The 24,275-nt window shown below is 42.8% G+C and carries 19 protein-coding genes; 10 read left to right on the top strand and 9 right to left on the bottom strand.

The features are described 5' to 3' along the window. Positions 1 to 6 precede the first annotated feature (6 nt). Together L0657_RS27030 and L0657_RS27025 are read left to right on the top strand one after the other, a co-directional pair. Positions 7 to 1,725, top strand: coding sequence for a RagB/SusD family nutrient uptake outer membrane protein (locus L0657_RS27030; protein WP_235153987.1), 1,719 nt, complete (start codon positions 7 to 9; stop codon positions 1,723 to 1,725). A 114-nt stretch (positions 1,726 to 1,839) separates the two neighbouring features. Continuing rightward, positions 1,840 to 3,342, top strand: coding sequence for a glycoside hydrolase family 32 protein (locus L0657_RS27025; protein ID WP_235153986.1), 1,503 nt, complete (start codon positions 1,840 to 1,842; stop codon positions 3,340 to 3,342). 436 nt (positions 3,343 to 3,778) lie between these two features. Here L0657_RS27025 and L0657_RS27020 read toward each other — a convergent pair whose 3' ends face one another. Next, entirely contained in the window at positions 3,779 to 3,940 is a 162-nt protein-coding gene (locus L0657_RS27020; RefSeq protein WP_235153985.1) for a helix-turn-helix domain-containing protein, read from the bottom strand. 656 nt (positions 3,941 to 4,596) lie between these two features. On the opposite strand from L0657_RS27020, the gene L0657_RS27015 reads away from it, so the two are divergent. The 4 genes from L0657_RS27015 (at position 4,597) to L0657_RS27000 (ending at position 10,686) form a co-directional block, all read left to right on the top strand. Further along, positions 4,597 to 5,010: a MarR family winged helix-turn-helix transcriptional regulator gene (locus L0657_RS27015; RefSeq protein ID WP_235153984.1), complete on the top strand. Its 414-nt coding sequence runs from the start codon at positions 4,597 to 4,599 to the stop codon at positions 5,008 to 5,010. A gap of 63 nt (positions 5,011 to 5,073) precedes the next feature. After that, positions 5,074 to 6,429 carry a TolC family protein gene (locus L0657_RS27010; RefSeq protein ID WP_235153983.1) on the top strand — a complete coding sequence of 452 codons (1,356 nt, stop codon included), beginning with the start codon at positions 5,074 to 5,076 and terminating at the stop codon, positions 6,427 to 6,429. Positions 6,430 to 6,440: 11 nt separating this feature from the next. Then, entirely contained in the window at positions 6,441 to 7,511 is a 1,071-nt protein-coding gene (locus L0657_RS27005) for an efflux RND transporter periplasmic adaptor subunit (protein WP_235153982.1), read from the top strand. Between the two features lie 46 nt (positions 7,512 to 7,557). Next, the gene (locus L0657_RS27000) at positions 7,558 to 10,686 is read left to right on the top strand and encodes an efflux RND transporter permease subunit (protein WP_235153981.1); all 3,129 of its coding nucleotides are present in this window, start codon (positions 7,558 to 7,560) and stop codon (positions 10,684 to 10,686) included. A 173-nt stretch (positions 10,687 to 10,859) separates the two neighbouring features. Here the strand turns inward: L0657_RS27000 and L0657_RS26995 are convergent, their stop codons facing one another. From L0657_RS26995 to L0657_RS26985, 3 genes are all read right to left on the bottom strand, one after another. Continuing rightward, positions 10,860 to 11,990 (bottom strand): PepSY domain-containing protein, encoded by a 1,131-nt coding sequence (locus L0657_RS26995; RefSeq protein WP_235153980.1) that lies wholly within the window; start codon positions 11,988 to 11,990, stop codon positions 10,860 to 10,862. A 28-nt stretch (positions 11,991 to 12,018) separates the two neighbouring features. Further along, entirely contained in the window at positions 12,019 to 14,382 is a 2,364-nt protein-coding gene (locus tag L0657_RS26990) for a TonB-dependent receptor (RefSeq protein ID WP_235153979.1), read from the bottom strand. Positions 14,383 to 14,519: 137 nt separating this feature from the next. Further along, complete coding sequence (locus L0657_RS26985; RefSeq protein WP_235153978.1) at positions 14,520 to 14,897, bottom strand: hypothetical protein; 378 nt, start codon at positions 14,895 to 14,897, stop codon at positions 14,520 to 14,522. 815 nt (positions 14,898 to 15,712) lie between these two features. Here L0657_RS26985 and L0657_RS26980 point away from each other — a divergent pair. Continuing rightward, entirely contained in the window at positions 15,713 to 16,393 is a 681-nt protein-coding gene (locus tag L0657_RS26980; protein WP_235153977.1) for a Crp/Fnr family transcriptional regulator, read from the top strand. 18 nt (positions 16,394 to 16,411) lie between these two features. On the opposite strand, the gene L0657_RS26975 is transcribed toward L0657_RS26980, so the two are convergent. After that, positions 16,412 to 17,839 (bottom strand): amidase, encoded by a 1,428-nt coding sequence (locus L0657_RS26975; RefSeq protein WP_235153976.1) that lies wholly within the window; start codon positions 17,837 to 17,839, stop codon positions 16,412 to 16,414. Between the two features lie 228 nt (positions 17,840 to 18,067). Here L0657_RS26975 and L0657_RS26970 point away from each other — a divergent pair, with 228 nt between their 5' ends. Continuing rightward, on the top strand, positions 18,068 to 19,537 hold the full coding sequence (locus tag L0657_RS26970) for a serine hydrolase (RefSeq protein WP_235153975.1): 1,470 nt from the start codon (positions 18,068 to 18,070) through the stop codon (positions 19,535 to 19,537). Positions 19,538 to 19,613: 76 nt separating this feature from the next. Here the strand turns inward: L0657_RS26970 and L0657_RS26965 are convergent, their stop codons facing one another. From L0657_RS26965 to L0657_RS28235, 4 genes are all read right to left on the bottom strand, one after another. Further along, positions 19,614 to 20,078 (bottom strand): hypothetical protein, encoded by a 465-nt coding sequence (locus L0657_RS26965; protein WP_235153974.1) that lies wholly within the window; start codon positions 20,076 to 20,078, stop codon positions 19,614 to 19,616. Between the two features lie 456 nt (positions 20,079 to 20,534). Then, a complete protein-coding gene (locus L0657_RS26960) occupies positions 20,535 to 21,431 on the bottom strand; it encodes an AraC family transcriptional regulator (RefSeq protein WP_235153973.1) in 897 nt (298 codons plus the stop codon). Between the two features lie 9 nt (positions 21,432 to 21,440). Beyond that, positions 21,441 to 22,481, bottom strand: a complete 1,041-nt coding sequence (locus tag L0657_RS26955; protein WP_235153972.1) for an NAD(P)-dependent alcohol dehydrogenase — start codon at positions 22,479 to 22,481, stop codon at positions 21,441 to 21,443. Between the two features lie 46 nt (positions 22,482 to 22,527). Beyond that, on the bottom strand, positions 22,528 to 22,833 hold the full coding sequence (locus tag L0657_RS28235; RefSeq protein WP_409015109.1) for an Arm DNA-binding domain-containing protein: 306 nt from the start codon (positions 22,831 to 22,833) through the stop codon (positions 22,528 to 22,530). 645 nt (positions 22,834 to 23,478) lie between these two features. Between L0657_RS28235 and L0657_RS27990 the strand changes: the two genes are divergently transcribed. Together L0657_RS27990 and L0657_RS26950 are read left to right on the top strand one after the other, a co-directional pair. Beyond that, positions 23,479 to 23,607, top strand: a complete 129-nt coding sequence (locus L0657_RS27990) for a hypothetical protein (RefSeq protein ID WP_255718451.1) — start codon at positions 23,479 to 23,481, stop codon at positions 23,605 to 23,607. A 233-nt stretch (positions 23,608 to 23,840) separates the two neighbouring features. Next, positions 23,841 to 24,176: a choice-of-anchor E domain-containing protein gene (locus tag L0657_RS26950; protein WP_310588310.1), complete on the top strand. Its 336-nt coding sequence runs from the start codon at positions 23,841 to 23,843 to the stop codon at positions 24,174 to 24,176. Positions 24,177 to 24,275: the final 99 nt, after the last annotated feature.

Below are 24,275 nucleotides of genomic sequence, written 5' to 3'. Positions count from 1 at the left end.
ATGATCATGAAAAAGAAAATATTATCATCCCATCTGCTATTGACCGGCCTTTTATTTTTTGCCTCTTGCAGCGATTTCCTTGAATATCAGCCACAAGGTACTTTGTCGACAGACAATGTTTCCACTCCTGAAAATGCGGAAGCGCTGGTAACCGCTGCCTATGCCGGAATCGGCAATGACGAAATGATAGGGCCCATGACGAGTATGTGGGTGTACGGCAGTGTCCGCTCCGATGACGCCTACAAGGGTGGTGGTGGTGTTGCAGATGTGGCAGATGTGAATTTTTATGAGCAGCATAATCTTACGCAGGCACAACAGGGCGACGGATTTATGCATCCATATACCTGGGAAAATTTCTACAAAGCGATTTCCAGAGCCAATTTTGCAATCAAAACGATCAGTACTTTTTCAGAGGAGCAGTTCCCTTTGAAACAAATCAGACTGGGCGAATTGCGCTTTTTGAGAGGGCACTCTCATTTTATGATGAAAATGTTATTTAAAAAAATACCCTTCATCACCGAAAATCTATCCAGTGATGACATCCTGAAAACCTCTAACGAAGAATTCACAAATGATCAGCTTTGGGATAAAATTGGTGAGGATTTCCAGTTTGCCATGGACAATCTGCCGGAAACTCAGGCTCAGGTGGGACGGGCAAGTAAACTGTCGGCAGCGGCGTACCTGGCAAAATTACGGTTGTATCAGGCCTACGAGCAGGATGATCTGCACAAAGTGACCAACATCAACAAAACACGCTTACAGCAGGTGATAGATTTGACACAAATGGTGATCAGTTCTGGAAAATATAGCCTGCAACCCGATTTCGCTGAGAACTTTCTGGATGGATTTGACAATGGTCCGGAATCTGTATTCGCCATTCAATACTCCATCAATGACGGAACTTCCCTGGGACGAATCAGCACGGTAACCGGCTTGAATTACCCACATGGTGCGCCGCAATACGGCTGCTGCGGATTTCATCAGCCAACTCAGAATCTGGCCAATGCTTTTGGAACAGACGCCAACGGGCTCCCAAAGTTTGATACGTTCAACAGTACTGAAATTGATTTTAAAACAGCTACCGTGGACCCTCGTGTAGATCATACCATTGGGATTGATGGCCATCCATACAAGTACAATGCCGCTTTGCCTTTCAGCAACAGCTGGGTACGCGATCCAGGTGTGTATGGCTATTTTCAAAGCATGAAGGAGCAGCAACTTGCCGACTGCGGTTGCTACAAAAAAGAAGGGCCATTCATTGGAACCTCAAAAAACATTGACATCATTCGATATGCCGATGTCCTATTATTTCAAGCCGAAGCCTACATTGAACTGGGGCAACAGGCGGCTGCAATGCCACTTATCAATCAGGTTCGGGAAAGGGCTGCCAAAAGTACCAACCGCACCAAACTGGCAAACGGAAACAATCCGAGTAACTATCTCATCAAGCCATACACTGCCGGCAACTGGACTCAGGACTTTGCCAGAAAGGCTTTGCAGTGGGAAAGAAGACTGGAATTTGCCATGGAAAGTCCCCGCTTTTTTGACCTTGTACGCTGGGGAATTGCTGAGCCGACCTTAAACGCCTACATTGCAAAAGAGAAAACACGCAGATCACATCTCAACGGAGCGAAGTTCACTGCCGGAAGAGACGAATATCTGCCAATTCCTCAGAAAGAAATCAATTTCACCAAAGGGTTGTACAAGCAGAATCCAGGATTTTAACTTAGTTATTGGCTGTTAGCAATTAGTCAGGCGCCAAAAGCTGATTACCAACCGTGTGACAGACCTTAGCGGAAGCCGACAAGTGATTGCCGACAGCCCAACCAAACCTTATTTATGAAAAAATTAATCATTTGCCTGTTTCTAATTTCCGCATTGGCAGGATCGCGAGCGATGGCTCAGGAGTTTAAGGAGAAATACCGTCCGCAGTTTCATTTTACACCCAAAGCCAACTGGATGAACGATCCAAATGGCATGGTATATCACAACGGGATTTATCATTTGTTTTATCAATATTATCCCAACGACAAAATTTGGGGGCCCATGCACTGGGGCCATGCAACGAGCAAGGATATGATCTCGTGGAAAGAGCAGGCAATCGCTTTGTATCCGGATAGTCTGGGTTACATATTTTCGGGAAGCGCTGTTGTAGACAAAAACAATACAGCAGGATTTGAAAAAGATGCAATGGTGGCCATTTTCACGCACCATGATCCTGTACAGGAAAAGCAGAAAACGGGCAAACACGAAACGCAGAGCATCGCGTACAGCCTGGATGATGGTAAAACCTGGACCAAATATAAAGGAAATCCAGTGATCCAGAATCCGGGTATAAGCGACTTCCGAGATCCGAAAGTGAGATGGTTTGAGGCTCAGAAAAAATGGATTATGACTTTGGCGACAAAGGATCGAATCACTTTTTATTCTTCTGCTGATCTCAAATCATGGACCCGTGAAAGTGAGTTTGGTGCCAGCGAGGGCGGCCATGGCGGCGTATGGGAATGTCCTGATTTGTTTCCAATTAAACACCAGGGAAAAGATATCTGGGTTTTGATCGTAAACATAAATCCGGGTGGTCCAAATAAAGGTTCTGCCGGTCAGTACTTCCTGGGAGATTTTGACGGTAAAACTTTTACTTCTAATTCAAAAGAGACCAAATGGCTGGATTTTGGGACAGATAACTATGCCGCCGTTACCTTCGCCAATACTGGTGACCGCAACATTCTGATGGGTTGGATGAGCAATTGGCAATATGCCAATCAGGTTCCGACTGATCCGTGGCGAAGTGCCACTACCATTGCCCGTGAATTGGGTTTGAAAACGGTTGGGAAAGAGATTTACCTTACCTCAGTACCTGTGAAAGAACTGGCTGTGTTGGACAGCACGGGATTTTCACTAAAAAACATAAAAGTGAAGAATAAGCTCGATCTGACGGAAAAGGCAAAGAACAAAACCGGGCTCTTTCGACTGGATTTAATGACGAAAAACACGGCCGATTTTTCAATTGTGCTGGCTAATGAAGCCGGTAACGAAGTCATTGTCGGTTACGACAAAACCAAAAATCAGTTTTATATAGATCGCTCAAAATCCGGTAAAACCGATTTTGAAAAAGGTTTTGGAGAAAAACACATAGCACCAAGGTTTGCTACGGAAAGTACTATTCCGCTTGTATTAATTGCAGACGTAGCCTCGGTAGAGCTCTTTGCCGACAATGGACTCACAGTGATGACCGATATCTTCTTCCCCGAAAGTCCGATGTCCAAACTATTCATTAAATCCGTTTCAGGAATTACAGTTGATAGTTTAAAATATACAATTTTAAAACCTTCGGTAGAATAGTTATATACCACCAGAAATAGCGATGCTTTTGCGTAAGAACACAGATCAGGAATGATATTCAGATAGCATACTGTACTAACCCGCAGAAGAGTTTTTTGGAACGTCGTCTGAAATAATATTTTACTATTGTGGTTCTATAGTTCCGCTACACTTAATTAGCTTGGAAAAGCAGGACAAAACTACGTTTTTTTCTGGTGGCCGAATTTATTCATTTTTTTGTCACGCCAATAAGCCTGGTCTCTGATTCTCTCTTTTGATGGATCATATTCTTTTTGAACCTCATCCCAAAATGGCGCCTTAGTGGAATGTTCACTCGCTACTTCAATCGGTGTTTTTCCATTTAAGCTACTGTGGGGACGGAAGTACGGGGCCGCCCGCGCGGTTATAGTAGAATTGCCATTCAGCAAGTTTATTATTAAGGTCTGGGTCGTTCAGGTCAGCAGTTACTGAACTTTTGACAGCCTAACCGTTTTGGGCGATGTGAACGATCAACCAGCTTCTCTTCATTCTGCCTTTTAAGCCGCGCGGCGGACCGCCAGCGCTGTAACGTAGATCTGGCAATACCACATCTGCGAGCGGTTACTGAGATATTTCCCAATTGCTTGTAAAGCGCTACCCACTTCTGCCGGGCTTCAATCTTTAAATTTTCAATGGCCGTAATAAGGTGGTTGGATCAGAACACCTCATTTTTTCTCGCAACCTCTCCGGATTTGTGAGAGCGGATTGCGAGAAAAAATGGTCATTAATTTAAAGAAGTGATAGCAAGACAAAAATATGAATATAACTTTTTACAGAAATCAAAGGTGGTTGCAATTAGAGCGAATGTCATGAACCATCACAGATAATATGCAAGAAAGCTGGGTAAGAGGACCAGTGAAACCGGCACTTTTGAAACGAAGAGTAAAACCTGGAATTTCCGGGTACTGCTACATAATCACAAATCTCTTTTGTATACACTTATCGTTTGATTATCGACAAAACTCCCTTTTGCGGTGCTGATTGTAGTATACTTCAATGAGAATTATCAGAAAGATCTAAACTAATGTTTCAAAAGCGTATTATAATGGAACTAGAAGGTTTCATCGAGTATAAATTTGTTATCCGGTTTCCCAAATCTGTTTCAGAGAAGATCATGTGAGTTATCTAATTAGTGTTACTCATGAGGAAAAAAAATATACTCAAATTAAGATAGTTGATTTTGTCAACAATATTTGTACATTTGCTTTTGGAAATAAACATATTACCAATATAGCGATGAACATAGGTCTTAAAATGGGGGAATTGATAAAGTCTATCGGCAAGCGCATTGATGACGCTCTAAGCGATGAGGAATCTGCATTGTCAATGGAATATTTTTTCCTGCTGAATATTTTATATGGCAGAACCGATGTGATTCAACATGATCTGGCAAATATTATGAAGAAGGATAAATCCGGTGTGCTTCGACAGATTGATGTGCTGGAAAAACTAAACCTGGTTGTGCGGGTTCCAGACCATGATGACAGACGAAGAAAAGCGATTGTACTTACAGAGGCCGGTGTGAAAAAGGTCGAGAAGTTCAGACAGATTGAAGCTGATATTTTTAATGGTTTGCTTGAGGGTATTTCGCAGAAAGATCTGGAAGTTTTTGACTCCGTTTTGGATAAAATGAAATCTAAGATCTCCTAAATTTTTTTGTCTTATTAATTGACAAAATCAACTTTCTTATTTATCAACTAAAAAAAACAAAAAATGAAATTTAATTTAAAAGGGAAATGCATGGTGGCCGCATTGACCTTTATGCTGTTATCGTTACAGGCCAGGTCTCAGGATCAGACGTTTTCGCTTAAAGGCTGTATTCAGTATACATTACGGCACCATCCTAATACTGCAATATACAAGTATGCCGCTCAGTCAGCCGCTGAAAAGATCAGAGAAAGCAAAGCTTCATTTCTGCCATCGGTCTCTGGCAGTGTAGGCCTGGATTACAACCTGAAACTCCAGACAAATGTGATCCCTGCCGGAAGTTTTTCGCCAACGGAGACCAAACTACAATTGGGAAATAAGTTTAGTAATTCTGCATCGATACAGGCAGATCAAAATATTTTTGACAAAAGTGCTTCGATTGGTATTAAAACCTCTCGGGTGAACAAAGAGGTAGCCGATCTGACGGTAACCAAAGAAAACGAAACGCTCGTTTACAACACGGCCTCCTCCTATTACCAGGCACTCACGTATAATGAGAAGGGCAGGCTGCTCAAAGAAAGTGAAAAGCAGTATGAAACGATGGTAGCTATACTTAAACTCCGTTACGAACAAGGGGTAGTTAAGAAAAGCGAATATGACCGTGCCCGGGTCAATTTCAACAATGTTCAGTCAGAAATATTGGCGAACAGCAATGCCTACAAGTTGGCCATAAACACCTTAAAAAACCACATGGGCCTCGAACTTGAAGCATCCATAACGATTGGTGACAGCATTAATAATGTTGATGTAAACGAATTGTCTTTGCCAAAAAACAATGACCTCGACGGAAACAATCTGATAGATTATCAGATCGACCAGAAAAATCTTGAATTGAAAAACCTCGACTTACTTCAGAAGAAAGCGGCCTTCCTGCCAACGTTTTCTATATATGCGAAATATGGTGGCAACGCATTCGGCACTGAATTTGGTCCCGCCCTTACACAATGGTATGACTATTCGGTGGTTGGCGTAAAAGCTACGATCCCGATATTTAGCGGCTTCAAAAAGCAAAGTCAGGTGACCCAGAGCCAGTTCAGTTTTAAATTACAGCAACTTACTAATAAACTGAATCTTCAGACATATAAACTGAACGTGGAAAATGCCGCGACTGAGATTACCAGCACTTATGTTAATCTTAAAAAGAACAAAGAAAATCTTACGCTCGCGAAGGAAATGATGGACGCTTCGACGGTGGAATACAAGGAAGGTACGACAACACTCTCGTCTTTGCTCGACGCTGATTATTCTTACAAGGAGGCAAGAACGAACTATACCACAACGCTACTTGACTACCTCAATGCTCAGTTGAGCTACTATAAAAATACCGGAACCATCTCACAATTTGTGAACGAACTTAAATAAACCTTCAAACAATGAAATCAAAAAGAATCATAACCATCCTGGTCATTGCACTGATACCTATAGCCATCTTCTTCGGACTGGCATCTAATAAAAAGAAGCTGGAAGACGCGAAAAAGCCGGTCGACAGAAGCAATGTGGCCATTAAAGTAACTGTCGATACGGTTTCGTCGAAAACGATGGATGGATCGGTCACACAGCCTGCGACCCTGATCAGTGACGATGACGCCAGCATATCGGCAGAGACAGCCGGAAAGATCAGCAGCCTGAATATCCAGCTGGGTACTTCTGTAAGAAAAGGCCAGATAATCGGGCGTATTGATGTTACCGAGAACCAACAAAAACTGGAAGCAGCGGAGCTTTCCATTACCAAACTTACTTCCGATTATGAAAGAAATAAGGTGCTTTTAGCCGGCAACGCCACCAATGCCAATGCTGTAACAGATGCAAAATATGAACTGGATGCAAAGAAGCTGGAAGCTGCCCAGTTACGGACGCAAATAAGCAAAGCCAATATCATCGCCCCGGCAAATGGTATAATCACTGAAAGGCAGAAAAAAGCTGGTGAGTATGTTACAACCGGTACAACGCTGGCAACCATAACCAACGTGGAAAATTTGAAAGTCAATGTGAGTGTGCCGGAGAGCCAGGTCCTGAATATAAAGAAGGGGCAGAAGGCAAATATCACTTCGACGTCTTATTCAGGAGAGCGATTTACCGGCATCGTGAATTACATAAGCCCCAAGGGAGATGAGAATCACAACTATACGGTGCAGCTTTCCATAGCCAACAGAGGTTCCGCGCAGTTAAAGGCCGGGCTATATGTGAATGTTGAATTTACATATCCGACAACAAAGCAGTCATTCGTGATGATAAATAAAAATGCATTGACCGAAGGCGTGAAAAACCCGATTGTATTTGTATATAAAAATGGCGTGGTTGAAAAAAGAAAACTGGTTACAGGTACTGAACAAGGTGATTATATAGAAGTAAAAAGCGGCTTGACTGTGGGTGAATTAGTCGTAACCAACGGTCAGATAAATTTATCAGACGGCAGCAAAGCCCAGATTACACAAGTGAAATAAACCGGTAGGCAGGTTGTGTCATTGCCATACCTTAAAAAAATTAAAAATGAGTATCACAGAAATAAGTATAAAACGTCCGTTACTGATAACGGTAATATTTGTAACGCTCATCTTGTTTGGGATCATTAGTTACAATTCGCTTAGCCTGAATCTGCTTCCTAAGTTTACGACCAACATGGTGTCAATCAACACCACTTACACAGGCGCGTCGCCCGAAGAAGTGCTGACCAGCGTTACCAAACCGTTGGAAGATGCCCTGTCTTCGGTTGAAGGCGTGGATGCCATAAGTTCCAGTTCGCAGGAAGGCTCATCATCTATTTCGCTGGAATTAACCAACAGCGTAAACACCAGCGACGCCCAGTTGGATGCGGAAAGAAAAATAAACCAGATCTTGGCATCCCTGCCAGATGGCGTTGACGATCCGGTGGTAAGCCGGATGAGTTCAGACGATGATCCTATATTGAAACTGAGCATCAGTTCTGATATGAGTGACACAGAACTGTATGATTTTATCGATAATGAAATAAAGCCATTGCTCACCAATGTGCCCGGCGTATCAGATGTAACCGTGATCGGTGGCACAAAGAGGCAGATCAATATTGAGATCGATAATGATAAATTGAAAGCCTATAATCTCTCTTTGCTTGATGTCAACTCTGTCGTAAGTACCAGCGGTGCTTCGTTCCCATCAGGTAAAATCGAGAGCGGCAATAACCGCTATTCACTGGACCTGAATGCTAAGGTTCAATCTGTTGAGCAATTGAGAAACGTAGTTGTACGTCAAAACGAAGATGGAAGCAGGATTTTATTAAAGGATGTAGCTTCCATTACAGACGGAAAAGAAAATGTAACGCAATTAAACCGTCTGAACAGCGAACCTGCTATTGGTATCGAAATAAAAAAGCAAACGGATGCCAATACGGTGGAGGTCAGCAAGTTGGCAAAGGAGCGTTTGGAAGAACTTAAAAAAAGCTATGCAGCCGATAATTTTAATTATAATATAGCTTCTGACCAGTCCATATATACACAGGCTTCCGCAGATGCGGTAGTTCATGATCTGGTACTCGCCATTATCATCGTGTCATTTGTTATGCTGTTCTTTTTGCACAGCGTCCGCAGTTCAACATTCGTACTGGTGGCATTGCCCTCCGCGATGATACCTTCTTTCATTTTGATGTGGGTATTCGATTTTTCACTCAACATGATGACCTTGATGAGCCTTTCGCTGGTCGTGGGTGTTTTGGTAGATGACAGCATCGTGATCCTGGAAAATATTTTCCGCCACATGGAAATGGGTAAAGATAAACGCACAGCCGCATTGGACGGCCGTAACGAAATAGGCTTTACCGCTGTTGCCATTACGCTGGTCGATGTGGTTGTATTTTTGCCGTTGGGATTTGTTGGCGGCATGATTGGAAATATTGTAAAAGAATATGCACTCGTGGTTGTGTTTTCTACCCTGATGAGCTTGTTTGTAGCATTTACATTGACACCGCTGTTAGCATCCCGCTTTGCAAAGCTTCCGCATCTGAGCACAACTTCTTTATGGGGAAAGAGCAACCGCTGGTTCGAATCGCTGATTGACAATTTTCGTGCGTTTTATTCAAAGATTCTGGTATGGTCGTTGGGTCATAAACGATATGTAATTATCGCGATTTTTCTAATGATAGTCGGCTCCATCGCATTAATACCTGCCGGATTTGTGGGTACAGAGTTTATACCAACTTCTGACCGTGGTGAACTAAACATTCAGATTGATCTGGCCGGCAATACGCCGTTAAAAGAAACCAATGCGAAGGTTGCCCAGATCGAGAGCATTATACTAAAACATCCGGAAGTGGTGAATGTATTTTCAAAAGTGGGAACGCAAAGCGGGGCTGGAATGGGATCCAACGCATCATCCAACAGTAACCTTGCGGAAATTTCTATCCAGCTAACCGACGTTAACGAACGGGCAATAAGCACAGTTAATTTTGGCAGAAAGGTAAGAGATGAAATCATGCAGCTACCCGGCGTGAAGCCGACTATAAAAACAGTGGGTATGACAGGCAATGCCAGTTTTGATATACAGATGGATGTTCAGGGTGTAAACAGGGATTCGATCATGAAAGCGGCGGCCATTGTTAAAAACATCTTTGAAAAAACAGCCGGTACCGATTACGTGCAATACAGCAGCAAAGAAGCTAAACCCCAGGTTTCTATCATCCTCGACCATGATAAAATGGCCAATTATGGGGTAACAGTAAACGATGTGGGCAGTGCCGTGCAATATGCTTTCAGTGGAAACGACAACACCAAATTTAGAGAAGATGGCGAAGAATATGCCATCAACCTGCAATTAGATGGTTTCAATACCATGACCATTGAAGACGTAAAAAGATTCAATGTGAAAAATTCCAGGGGTGCAACCATCCCGTTGGAGGCCATAGCAACCATTACCGAAACGTCGAGCCAATCGGTATTGGAGCGAAAGGACCGCCTTAATTCGGTTACCATAAATGCCATTGCGGTAGGACGTGCCTCGGGCAGTATTTCGGATGACATTAAAAAAGAGATTGCAAAGGTAAAGTTCCCTGCCGGCGCTGAGGTGGTCGAGGCCGGATTCGGTAAAAACCAAAGTGAAGCATTTTGCAGCCTGTTTATGGCAGTGGGCATTGGTATATTGCTAATCTACCTCATTATGGTGGCATTATATGAGAGTATTGTGTATCCATTTGTCGTGTTATTCTCCTTGCCGGTTGCAATTATCGGAGCCATACTCGCATTGGCGCTGACGCTCCATACCATCAACCTGTTTTCTATATTGGGTATTATCATGCTGCTGGGGCTGGTAGCCAAAAATGCCATCCTTATTGTCGATTTCACCAACCAGGAAAAGGAGAAAGGCAAGTCGGTAAAAGACGCGCTGATCGAAGCGGGTCGGGAGCGTTTACGACCTATTTTGATGACAACGCTTGCTATGATTTTAGGTATGCTGCCCATGGCGCTTTCGTCAGATGCGGGTTCAGAAACCAAGAATGGTATGGCCTGGGTGATCATTGGCGGATTGACGAGTTCTATGATTTTCACTCTGGTATTTGTGCCGGTCATGTATACCATTATTGAAGGATGGAAGGTTCGTTTCAATGCAATGTTTTTAAAAAAGAACAGTCTTGTTCAAAATCCCGTTGTTTGATCCGCTACTTAATGAATCTTTCGAAAGAGCTTCATTTACATCTTCATGAAAAATAATCTCGCATAACAACCGACGGGAGGCTAAACCTTTATCCGCCTGTTGTTATGCAAAATTTTGAAATGAGTCTGCAACCTTTAATACAAAACGAGTCGCAGATCTGATAATAATTTGGGCTAACGACTGTTCATTTGTGCAGGAATTAAATTCTTTCGCCTGCGCCTCCACCATAGCAGAAAGCCCGTAATTGTAAGCAACCCGGGCGTGAGCCCAATAATTACGTAAAGTATTTTAACAGCAAAACCGCCAAAATTACCCACATGCAAAGGAAAAAATGTCGCTTCAAGTCGTTCGCTTAATGGCTTATCATCAAGGCGAGTAATTTTTAAAATATCTCCGGTATATTGATCCAGTCTTACCGAGTTGCCAATGCCACATAATTTTAGCTGCCCCTTCGTGTAGCCTCTTACCTCGAACTTACGCTCCGGTTGTGTCGGCAGGTAAACATAGGTTGGTTCCAAATCTGGCATCGCGAGCAGTGCCTGGCTATACATCCGGTCTGGTGAAACAGACATATGTGTATTGAGTTTGGTCGGGACAAGTTCATTCTGCCAGGTTTTAGCCTTAAAGGCGAACATATTCATCCAGAAACCGGTAAAGAAAATCACCGCATTTAAAAGCAGAGACCATACTCCTACGATGCGGTGCAGATCGGAGCTTACTGTTCGCCAGTTTTTCCGGTTGACTTTTATCTGCAAGGTCAGGACTTTCCAAAGCATTTTCCGGTAGACAACCGCTCCGGTAAGCAGCGAAAGCAGCATTGTAATACCAATAACTGCCGTCAATGCTGCCCCAGGTATGCCCAACTGAAAACTGAAATGAAACTGAAAAAGCCATTCGATAAAGCTTGGTGTAAACTGGCTCGCTGGCCCCTCTCTGAGAACTGTCAGGGTATACGGATCAAAAGAAATCAGTCCAAGATCGTAAGTCATAAGACGCGTGTCGTTGAAATAGATCCGGAAGTTATAAGCTTCATCCGGCCCGGCATCCGGATTGACCCAGGCAATCCCGTCCAGGTTTGGATAACAGCTGGTGATCCTGTCATAGCAATTTTGCAGCACATGTTCCGGAACCTTGGCCTGTGCATGTGAAACGTGAAGTAAATTCTGGTTAAAAAAATGATCCAGCTCCGTTCTGAAAACCAGAACGGAGCCGCTTAATCCAAGCAGAATCAAAAATATACCAGTAAATAAACCGAGCCAGCTATGAACCTTGAAAAGCTTTCGGCTGAGTGATGCTTTTTTCATTTATATCCTGATCGTTAACCAATATGAATCACCAGAGCTGATAGCTAACCCCTACCCTTATGTTAAGCGGGTCCCCCAATCCGGCCAGCGTTACACCAGAGCGGCTTCCGGTGAAATAGTGTTTATTAGTCAGGTTATACGCGTTTAACTGAACCTGAAACCGGTTATACTGATAGGAAAGTGCCGCATCCAGCACTGTGTAAGACGGAAAAATAAAATTCTGGTTGGTTAGCAAACCTACCTGGTCACTTACATACCTGACGCCCGCGGCCAGACCGAATCCTTTCAGCACCCCTGCAAGCGCATACTTACCCCAAAAGTTGACCTGATGTTTTGGTGCGTTAGCAAAACGGTCGCCTTTTTTACCATAATTACTCGTGCTCACAAGTTCGTGTTCATTAAAAGCATATCCCGCGATCAGGCTGAGGGCACTCAAATTTCCAGTTACCGAAAATTCTCCTCCACGGCTCCGCGTGCCATCGATCGCTGCCTGACGGTGGGAGTTTTCCTCTGTTGGAGCTGCCGTAAGAATGTTGGCGTAATTGATTTGGTATATGGATAATGTGGCAGATAGACGGCTTCCGAAAAGATCGGCTTTCGAACCCACTTCGTACTGGGTTGCCTGCCGGGTCGGGAAGGGGCCACCAGCCAGCACGTTATTGGAAGTCTGAGGATTGAATGATTTCAGATAGGTACCGTAAAACGACAAATTCTTCACGGGCAGATAGACAAGTCCGATCCTTGGAATCCAGCCAGAAGCCTGCAGTTCGTCACCCTGTTTGTTATCGCGGTCAGATAATGGTGTTTCCTTTCCGTTGTAATTGTCGTAGCGAAGCGATAGCAATACTTTTAATTTACCAAAAGTTAACTGGTCCTGGATATAGCCGCCGATGAGATTAGTAACTCGCTTGTTATCGTCGGATTCGTCGGCAGGAATGGAAGCGTCGGGCACACTACCAGCATAATTTGGATTCAATATAGAAATGCGGGTGGAAGATTTATATTGATAGTCATTTTGCGTCCAGCCGTAACGGTTGTAATCTGCACCCAAAATAATTTGGTGCCCAACCGGGCCTGTTTTCGTGCTGTAAGTGGCAAATGCAGTTGTCTGCAGACTGAATCTGTCCGTCAGCCAATCCTGATATCCCCGGCTGATGCTATCATTGCGGATCCTTCCCACCGGAATGTGGTCTGTAAAATCCAACTTATTGCGCACTGCCCGCTCAACAATCGTAAGTTTAAGATTTTCCTTAATTTGATGATCAAAGGTTAGTGTTGCTGATGCATTATGCGTTTTACCATAATCCGTTGGGCTCTGGATCGTCAGGTTGTCAGGATAATAATTAAAATCGAAACTACCATCGGGTCTTGTGTAAATAAAACTTCCGTTGTCGTATTGATGAACCGCCTTTTGATAAGCATAATTCAGTTCAAGGTTTAAGGAAGACTTTTTGCTAAAAAGATATGTCAAAGACGGCGCCAGAAAAAGGTTTTGCTTTTTTTGATAATCCCGGAAACTTTCTGACCGGTCATAACCGGCAATCGCCCGGTACAAAAGCTTCTTCTTGCCGTCTACCGGCCCTGTAAAATCAACAGCTCCGCGTCCAAAACCCCAGCTACCGAAAGAAAGATCTACGCTGGCCCGCTTTTCAGATAAAGGCTTTTTGGTAACAAAATTAACCACTCCACCCGGAGAACCTTCACTAAACAAAGCACCCGAAGGACCTCGGAGAAGTTCTACCGATTCAATATTATAGAGCAAAGGCTGTTGACTCCAAAGGAAAAGGTTTCCGCGGATACCATTATAAAGCAGAAAACTGGCATCATTGGGCGAATAAGCCGTGAAGCCACGCATCTGAAAATTACCGTTCCCATTGTTGGCCTTCATACCCGTGAAGGAGCCAGCAATTTCATTCAATGTAAATGCCTGACGATCACGAAGAACCTGTGAAGACATCACTTGTATAGATTGGGGGGTGGAAAGTAGCGGCGTATTCGTCCGGGTAGATGCGTTTGACGAGAGTACCTGGTAACGATTTTTGGCTGTACTCACGACAACCTCTTCCAACTCCTGTCTGCTTTCCGAAAGTTGCAGGTCTAGAAAACCGTTTTTCCCTTTCGAAATCCGAATACTTTGGCTGTAAGCAGTATAGCCAATATTGGAAATAGAAAGAATGTAAGATCCTGGGATTATGCCTCTCAGGCTAAACTGGCCATCAGAACCGGTAATCGTTCCCAGATTTGTGTTCTGCAAGGTAATGGACGCACCAGTAACTGGCTGTTTATCAGCATTGACAATCCGGCCATCAAGGGAACCTGGCTCGGATTGAGCAAAGGAACTAAAACAGTTACTTAAAATGAAAAATAACAGAAATAGATATTTGAATTTCATTGGAAATGTTAAAATAATAAGCACCCCTATCCACTTCTGAAAGGGTACGAATTGATGTCTTAATACAAATGAGAAATAGCATCCGTAAGACGGATGGGTCATTGGCTATGGTCAGCCGATCAGAAAGTTGAAACCAACTACAAACAAGGTGGTGGAATTAGTATGGAAAGCGGAGCTTGGTAAGCTCCCAGCTGGTAGCAGAAAGCAAGCCGCTGATTTTGTAAAAAATTTGCTGTTAAAAAAGCGAACGAAGTAACCGGTGAAGCAAAAAGCTGGAGTGAAGGAATGTTTTGAACCTGCTCGCTTGTTTGCTGATCCTCCTTTTCCTGTTGCGCTTTCAGTTTTTTAGCCAGATAGCAATGACCATTACAATTGAGCTGTGGTTTATCCCGGTTAACGCAAAGTACCCGGGTTATATATTCCTTATTAATCTGGTAATACGCGATTGTACCCCACTGACTAAAGGTCGGCAGGATTGTAGTAATTAGCCATATGTAGATTATAACTATACGCATCGATTCTGTGGCAAATATAGCGATGGATTCTCGTGCCCCACGAATTTTAATTCGAAAGTTTCAGATAATGATGCAATCTGTTCAATATGCCCTAGTCAAAGCATTCTTCCCTGCATTGACCATCGGTTATTTTTTGTTCCTAAGTTTAGTTCTAAAATCTATAAAAATGATTCGCTGGATAAATTCGTCTTGCAACAATTCTGAAAACACCATTTTATAATTAGGTTTATTAACTTCATTTTGCCGACACGTTATTTCTATTATCATTGCGAAATTCTTCCTTGATTTCAATTAAGTGTGTAAATGAAAATGCCTCACGATGTTTGTCTTTCACCATAAATATCATCGATTAGAAAAAACAGTACTTCTTCGATCCGGCCTCTCGTCGGCGCAAAAGACTTTGAACTTTCTATGGCCTTTTACCGAGATTGGAGATTTATTGAAAAAATCATAGCCATTATTTTAATAGCTAATCGGAAGGTTTAAAATAAAATTATTTTTATAAATGCGTAACAAAAATAATTTTGATAACCCAATGGAATTCCTTGGACACCTTACTGAACCTGTTAATCCTTCTCTCAGTTCGTCTGGTACGGGATTAAGTGATTTGGATATTTTTCATACACATAAAGTTCCGTATGCTTATTTATTGCTCCCTTATTTTTTGTATAAAAATCTGCTAAAAGCCGGCTATTTTTAATACCTAATGTGCAGATACAATTCTGGGCTTTGGTGATCTAGGACGGGTACTCTCTTTCAAATGAAAAGTCAGGATCACAATATCCAGGTTACTATCAGCATGAAAACAACTATACATGTCAACCGGCAAAAACCTTATATTGCGAACTGGAAATAAAGAAATTGTATGGCAGATTCGATTTGATATGTTTGAAGTTTTCGAAAAATATATACGCAGACACATTGAGATTTCAGATCAGGACCTGGAACTTATCCGGGCAGCAAGTGCTGAACGAAAATTGCGCAAATGGCAGTCGATTTTGCATGAGGGTGAAGTGTGGCGTTATAACTGTTTTATTGCAGGTGGATGTTGCAGGCTTTACCGGTTTGACAAAAACGGAACGGATCACACGCTCAGGTTTGCTATCGAAAACTGGTGGATTACCGACCAGGAAAGTTATAATCGCGAGACTGCTTCCGAATATAACATCGAGGCATTGGCTGCAAGTACGGTCATCCTTTGGACCAAAGATGAATGGCTTGAATTACTTCAGACAATTCCTGCACTCAAACTCTTTCATGAAAAGCTCACTGAAAGGGCATATGAGGCAAGCCAGAGGAGAATCTACTATCTGATCAGTTATTCTGCCACTGAAAAATATCTCGAATTTGAAAAGACCTATCCCAGCGTCTTTAACAGCGTGCCGTTACATATGGTAGCATCTTACCTGGGCATATCCAGAGAAACATTAAGCCGGATCAGAAGGGATTTTACCAAAGGCATAAAGAACCTTCCGGACAACCCGAAAGGTTCTTAAAGGTAACAAGCTTGCCAATCAGGGTATGGGGTGAAGGTTGCGAACCTGGCTCACGCTCTCGAGTAGTAAAGCAACATGCAGCATCGTCGATTCGGCCATCCAGCTTCCGACGATCTGGACAGCAATAGGCAATCCGTCCTTGCTTGTACCAAAACGCATGGCAATGCCCGGCAAGCCAGTGACGTTTAGTGGCACGGTCGCTCCCTGAAGATAAGTTGCGTCCACTTCTTGTCCGTTAATTACAAATTGTTCGACGCCGTGTTTATGCGCCGGTATAGGTAGTACCGGAGTAAGCAATACGTCATATTTTTGAAAATATTCTGCGAAACCATCGCGCAGTCGTTCTGCTGCCTGTTCAGCATCAATGAACTCCTTCATGGAAGTGTCTGGTAAAGAAAGCATTGTTCTGGCCATTTTATAAATCTCATCTTCGCTATGGCCAGCCACTGCTTCCCTGAATGCTTCCTTCATTTCCATTACATGCAACCGGTTGAACACATCAAGCGCAAAGTCTCGTTCCAAAGCTGGGATGCGCACTGGTTGTACGACTAAGCCCAATTCTTTTAGAGAAGCAGCAGCAGCTTCCACAGTAGCTGCGACTTCGGGATCGACCGGACCAAAACCAGGTTCGACCAGCCAGCCAACCCGTAATGCCCGATTTGGGGCAGCTCCCACCCCGGCGTCAAACCTGGCTGTGCTTGTTGCAAAAGCATCAAAACCATCAGGGCCTGCAAGAATTGAAAACGCAAGTTCAAGATCACGGATACTGCGGGCCATTGGGCCAACATGCCAGAAACGACGAGGAACGCGAGGCCAAATTCCGGTCATTGGGATACTGCCGTGTGTTGCTTTGAGCGAGACGATGCCAGTCTGAGCGGCCGGTCCCCGGACCGAAATAGCCAGGTCGGTACCCAGACCCAACGGAGACATTCCCGACGCGATTGCGGCTGATTCGCCACCACTCGACCCTCCCGGCGTACGTGTGAGATCCCAGGGATTGTTTGAACGGCCACTGAGCAGGTTATCACTTTCAATCCAGTAGGAAAATTCCGGGAGATTCGTCTTTGCGAGCAAGATACCGCCAGCTTTTTTCAGGCGCGTTACGCTGGTTGCGTCTGCGTTTGGGATGCGTCCTTTGAAAATGGGTGATCCACGTTGAGTCAATACGTTTGCCGTGTCAATTGAATCCTTGACTGTGAACGGGACACCATGCAAAGGACCAAGTTCGTCCCCTCTTTGTTGCGCTTTATCTGCTGCTTTGGCCGCTTCAAGCGCTTCTTCCGCAACCGTCACAATTGCATTAATGTCGGGATTCAGTGCCTCGATTCGATCAAGGTGCGCCTTCATCACTTCAACCGCAGACAATTCCCTATAACGGATCATCTTAGCCAGACCACTTGCATCCTGATAATAAAGCGGTTCTGTGGTGCTGTTTTCTGTTTTCATATTGTTATCATTTTTAATCCATTCGATGACCAAAACATTTGATCATTGTCGGAACAAAAGTAGATAGCAGGAGCAAGCCGAAACGAAGTCATATGGCACAATCTCACGTTGACATTTGTCACGGTTTTTACCCAAAAATAGGAAAGCCGTTTGTATAGAAGCTGTATATTGCTAATCTTACATGTAGTATTTCCGACAACCAAAATCACCTTAGTTTGTTAATTCATTATGTTGAGAAGGATATTAAGATATTGGATGAGTCTGGCTCTCTTTGTAAATGTTCTAGCCTGTTCTAATGATAAACAAAAACTGGTAGGGATCTGGCATACTGAATTTGAAGCTGTGCCACACCTTATGAGCGCATTCGATGTTGAGCTGCGTCATGATTTTTTTTCTGATTCATGGAGCGGTAGGTTTGAAATTCCGGAATCAATGGCGGAAGGAACATTGTCGGGTATAAACATAACAGATTCAAAAATATTCCTTGATCTGGGGCAAGGGGCGACATTTACGGGTAGTCTTTCAAAGAATAAAACAGAAATCAAAGGAATGCTTAACATACCGGATCACAAATCCGAAACGCTGACTTTGAGGAAAACCGATCGTTGGTCGTCCCAGCGCCCAGCAAGAATCGATAAGGAAAATCACGCTATATTAAACTGGAATTATCAGTATCCGCCTTTGAACAATGATGGCTGGAAAGTAGCCGCTATGAATCTAGAGACTACAAATTTCAAGGCACTACACGATCTTTTTGATAACATTTTAAAGGGAAAATATCATGGACTGGATGCTTTGCTTGTTGCTCAGAATGGAAAGTTGTTACTTGACGAATACTTTTATCTCGGTGACCGGGAGAGAATACATAGTTTACAATCATGTACAAAAAGTGTGACGTCACTCCTGATTGGTATTGCACAAAATGATGGTCTAATACAAAATCTGGATGCACCCTTAACAGCTTTTTTTCCATCCTACAAGAACTCAATAAAAGAAAAATTCCCGCAACCTACCCTGCGTAATGCGTTAACCATGTCGGCTGGACTAGATTGGCATGAGGACATTCCCTACACTGACCCCAAAAACGATGCTGTTTTAATGAACCAGAGCAAGGATATGTATCGGTATGTTCTGGCTAAGAATTTAGATGGAAAAGACAAACCTGGTAAGAAGTTTGAATACAACAGTGGCCTTTCGATCTTGCTGGGTGGTATCCTATCAAACGTAACTGGAAAGCCTGCGGACAAATACGCTGAACAATCCTTATTTAAAGAGTTGGGAATTGAAACCTTCGCCTGGACTTCAATGAACAAACAAATTCACACAGGAGGTGGATTATTTCTCAGACCCCGAGATATGTTGAAAATTGGCCAGCTAGTATTGGACAAGGGAAAGTGGAATGAGAAGCAAATTGTTCCCACATCCTGGATCACAGAATCTACCGCATTTGTTTTACCAATAAATGAGTCCAGTTCGGACTGGGGATATGGCTATCAATGGTGGCGGGGAGTGTTCCGTGTTAAAGAAAAAGTATTGCCCGTAATCTACGCTGCCGGTTACGGAGGTCAGATGTTATATATCGTTCCCGATTTAAACCTTTCGATCCTCACATTACATCACAACGCTTCGGATGTAACTGGCAGCCACTCCCTAACGTGGAAAGATATCGAAAAATCTATTCTTCCTGCTTTCATCTGATTAGAAGTATTTAGAAAATGTGCCCAAAACTGCAAAACAACCGGACGATTAATGAGCCATTTTATGATTGCAGATTTCAGCGAGATATGTATTTGTAAAAGTGCCTTATAGTGTCTGCTGAATTTTGGAAAGGTAAAAGTTCACTTGTTTGCATCTCATGCTCAGCCGGCCAGTTATATGATCCTTTTTTTAAATAGTATTTTAAAAATTTTGATTCGTACTGCTCAGTAATTGTATTTTCCTCCAGGTCTTCTTTGTACGAACCTCGAACAGGTGCAAATCGCAAGTACACCGAATCATTCTGGGAAAATGCAATAAAGTTGCTGCTTCCATCATTGTCATATTGAAAAGTCCGCTTGTAGCCAGCATTTTCTGGTGTGATTGTCTTTGTCGGCGTAACGGTTTTGATCCATTCCCATTTACCCATCAAGGTTGAAGCTAACGGCGGTGCTACACATCCACAGTTTGGCACTTTGTTTTCGCAAGCCAATAAAAGGGCAGCAAGAATGACATATGAACAGATGGACAGGATAGACTTCATAGTAAACGCATTAATGAATTTCTATTTATAAAATGCTTTATCTGATGCAGTGTTGCAACGGAACGCAATAGAAAGTGTGTTCTCTTTGTACTTGCAAAGGACTTTCGAAAAACTGCCACTGCTCCCCATGTTCTGGATTAATAAGTTAATATAATGAAGAATATTAATTGCTTTTGATTTCGAAAAAACTCATTTGTGAGATATTTATCGAATGCTCAGCTGCCATTGCAAGTATAACAGTAATCACCGTTTTTTCAGAACGTTTATCATATCTGAGAAGACGTTTTCGATATTTTACCAGCAGCATAATATCGCAAGTAAAAAAGCAAATTCATGACAAATTTAAAATATGTTCTAATATCAGAAAAATGAGTGATATTTTTACCAGTAAAGTTCTCGGATCTGTATCATGTTGTACAACATATCCGATAATTTTCTGGTAGCGTACGACGATTATTAATTGAAGCTAGACCGGTATTCCATTGGCGACATTTGTGTCTTGTTCTTAAAAAGTTTGTGAAACGACTGCGGATACTCAAAACCCATTTGATATGCAATCTCACTGATCCGTAAATCGGTAGTAGTCAACAACTGCTTTGCCTTTTCAATCACTCTGGCCTGAATATGTTGTTGGGCGGTCTGGCCCGAGGTAATTCGAAGCATATCACTTAGGTAGTCAGCGGATAAGTTTAACTCCGTGGCGATTTGTCGGACTGTAGGCAATCCTTTTTGCAGATTCCAGTATTGATCAAGTACATTTTCCATTCGGGTCAGTATCTCATCATTGGCCACTTTGCGGGTGATGAATTGACGAGCATAAAACCGGCTGCTGTATTGGAGCAAGAGCTCAATCTGGGCGATCATCACATCCTGGCTGAAATTATCGATACCGCTTTGGTATTCAATTTCTATGCTGGAAAATATACCTTCAATTTTCGCCTCTTCCTGCTCAGATAAATGCAGGGCTTCATGGAGCTCGTAAGAGAAAAAATGGAAGTTTTTGATCCTGGCTCCCAATGGCGTATTTGCGATAAAATCCGGATGAAACATCAATGTAATGCCACCCGGCGGCTTTGTGCCGGGGCTTTGTTTCATCAGTAGCTGATTGGGGGAGATAAAGGCCATCATTCCTTCATCAAAGTCGTAATGCCGGTGTCCGTATTTCAACTTGCCATCGTAATCCTTTTTTATGGAAATGCAGTAGAAATTTAAGGTAAAATGCTGCAATTCGGTCAAAACGTCAAAAACAGCATCTTCATGCCGAAACACGCTGATCAGCGGATGTTTAGGTTTGGCCAATCCGAGCAGTCTGTGCTGCTCGGATATGGAATTGATAAGGTATGGCTTGTTCACTTACCAAAATTACAAGGTTTGCATGTCAATGACAAAACGGTATCTGACATCGCCCTTCTGCATACGGTCAAAAGCGGTATGGATATCTTTGATGTCAATCAGTTCAATGTCAGAGACAATTCCGTGTTCCGCACAAAAATCCAGCATCTCCTGCGTTTCCGGCAGACCGCCAGCGCCAGAACCAGCAATTACCTTGTTGCCTGTCGCCAATGAGAAGGAGCTCACTTCCCAGGGCTTGGCCGGCATACCTACATTTACATAAATCCCATTGGTTTTCAGTATGGAAAGATAAGGATTGACATCGCTGCTTCCAGAAACGGTATCCAGCACAAAATCGAAGGTTTTAAAAGCTGCCTTCATCTGATCTTCATCCTTGGAAATTATAAAATGGGAGGCGCCGAGCTGTTTTGCAGCTTCCTGCTTGCCCGGAGAAGTGCTCAGCACCGTTACCTCAGCCCCCAAAGCATTACCAAACTTAACAGCCATATGCCCCAATCCTCCTAAACCGACGACAGCCAGCTTATGGCCCTTGCCAACATTCCATCTTTTCAGCGGCGAGTAGGTCGTTATCCCTGCACATAGTAATGGTGCCACTCCTGCCAGGTCTAACTTTTTCGAAATGTGATGCACAAAGTCCTCGTTGACAACGATCGTGTTTGAATATCCCCCGTATGCGGGCAAACCGTCATGGCCCAGGTTGTTGTAGGTTTGGACTGGAGCTACCGAGCAAAATTGCTCCTGACCATTTTTACAATCCTGGCATTCACGGCACGAATCCACAATTACACCTACGCCGCCTAAATCTCCGATGGCAAACTTACTGGCATGAACGCCAACTGCGCTGATGCGTCCCACAATCTCATGCCCGGGAACCATCGGAAAGATACCAGGAAACCATTCGTTACGAGTTAAGTGGATGTCGGTATGACAAACCCCGCAGTACAAAATTTCAATTTGTACATCATGCGCGCCTATATCGCGTCTTTCAAATTGCCAGGGCGCCAGTGGGCTTTCTGCCGTTTGCGCCGCATATCCTTTTGCTGCTATCATAATAAAAGTTTAAAGCACAAAATTAGGAAGCATTTTAAAGATGCGATTATCCAAATCCGTGAAAAAGGTATCCAACTTTATCATAAAAAAAGTGTAGGTCGTTTCTCAACACGGCCAAGAAACCGATCTTTAAAATAATGGCGCTTATCCTTTCATTTCTTTTGTAAAGATCACTGTGCTGGTTAAGAACCTTTTCCTGCATACTGGATAGATATGAATTGATTGACCTAGCATCCTCTTTATTTCCGGAAAGTCTGCCGATGGCACTCTCCCAATGGCTTGGTAAACATTGCCTGCTGGTAGCAAGCTCTGCGCGTTGAGAATCGATAGATATCCTCGCATAAATAGGCATCGGTCCACCGACATAATTCTTTTATTTTCAAATAGAGAAGCAGACTGAAATTTATCTTCATAACTTTTTAGTTAAAAGGTTAAACAAAGTTAGTCTTACAAATCGGGCAACACAAGATGTCCATTCTGCGAACAAGCTGTGATACAATTAGTTAAGCTAATTTTGGTGAGTTTAAGGATGCAGAAATTTACTCTCCGAATCACTCACCTTATTTTGAGAAAAATTGAATAATTTGTGATCTTCGATAAAAAGAAAACTCCTGCAATCTGTTGATTTGCAGGAGTTTGATGTCTTTTGATACTGTTTATTGTGATCCCGCTGGAATCACAGTTTATGCACATACATTATTGATTATCAGCTATTTAAAAACAAAATTTAAGAAGGTGACTGAATTAGTGACCGAGTAGAATGACTTTCTTTAAGCAAATATGATTTCTTCTCCATCCTAAAAATAGCCATTTGGACTGTGATTTCCAACTTATAAAAATATAATTTATTGTCAGTCGACCAAATATTCAAAATTGATTTTCCGACTGACTTCTTACAATAATCAAGCATTGATCAGTTATTGAAAATCGGTACCGTTGTTGTAGTGTTGTAACTTGTTAAATAATTCTATCTCATGAGTTAATTCAGCATAAGCATATGAAGTCCAACACCATTGCCACCCTACAGGAGGCGGATGCCGGAAGTATTTTTCTGGACGATCTGCCACGCATAGGGAATGATGAAACTATTAATAGTGCCGCAGATTCCGATAATTTCACTGATTAATTTACTATCGGCACCAATCAGTCTGTTTCAAATTATGGACTTGGCTTAGTCTCAAAAGAAAATGCACTAACATATTGCACGCAAAAGGATGTAGTAGTCTCGGAATGGAGTCAAATACTGCAGCTTTCCAAATCGAGTGTTACGGAGATTCCGCTGAACGTAAAGTTATTTGCCACGGAATAAGTTTTTCATCGTGTATTAGGTATTGAAAATACAGGAACGACCGATATTCAATCACAGCTGCCAGCAAGGTAACGAAGCCACTGCCTATTGGAGCACACTTAATTATGAACAGCGATGTCACTTTTAATGGCACATTGAGCGACTTCGATGGCACCAGAGATTATGATGGATCATCCGGAGACTCATTTTACGACAGGTTTTCTTATGTCAGCCTTGATCCGGGACGTAAAATCAGTAATGCATCTCAGATTGCCGCCAACTTCTTAGGTACTGAAAATTCTACTTTCGAAATTTCCAAGCTTGCGCAAAGTTCCGTGGCAGTAACTGGCTGCAGGAATTTTGAGACCGTCGTGCAAACTTATGTCAGCTTGGAAGCACTTTTTTAAGCAATGATTCAATAACCTTGCTTACTAAATTACCGTTGGCACCTGTAATTACAATCATTGTTTTTTTCATGCAAAAATTTCAGGTAATTTCTATTAAGA

Source organism: Dyadobacter sp. CY345 (genome assembly GCF_021502725.1).
GTDB lineage: Bacteria > Bacteroidota > Bacteroidia > Cytophagales > Spirosomataceae > Dyadobacter.
The sequence above is the reverse complement of the archived record's forward strand: the minus strand, read 5'-3'. Positions and strand labels throughout refer to the sequence as shown.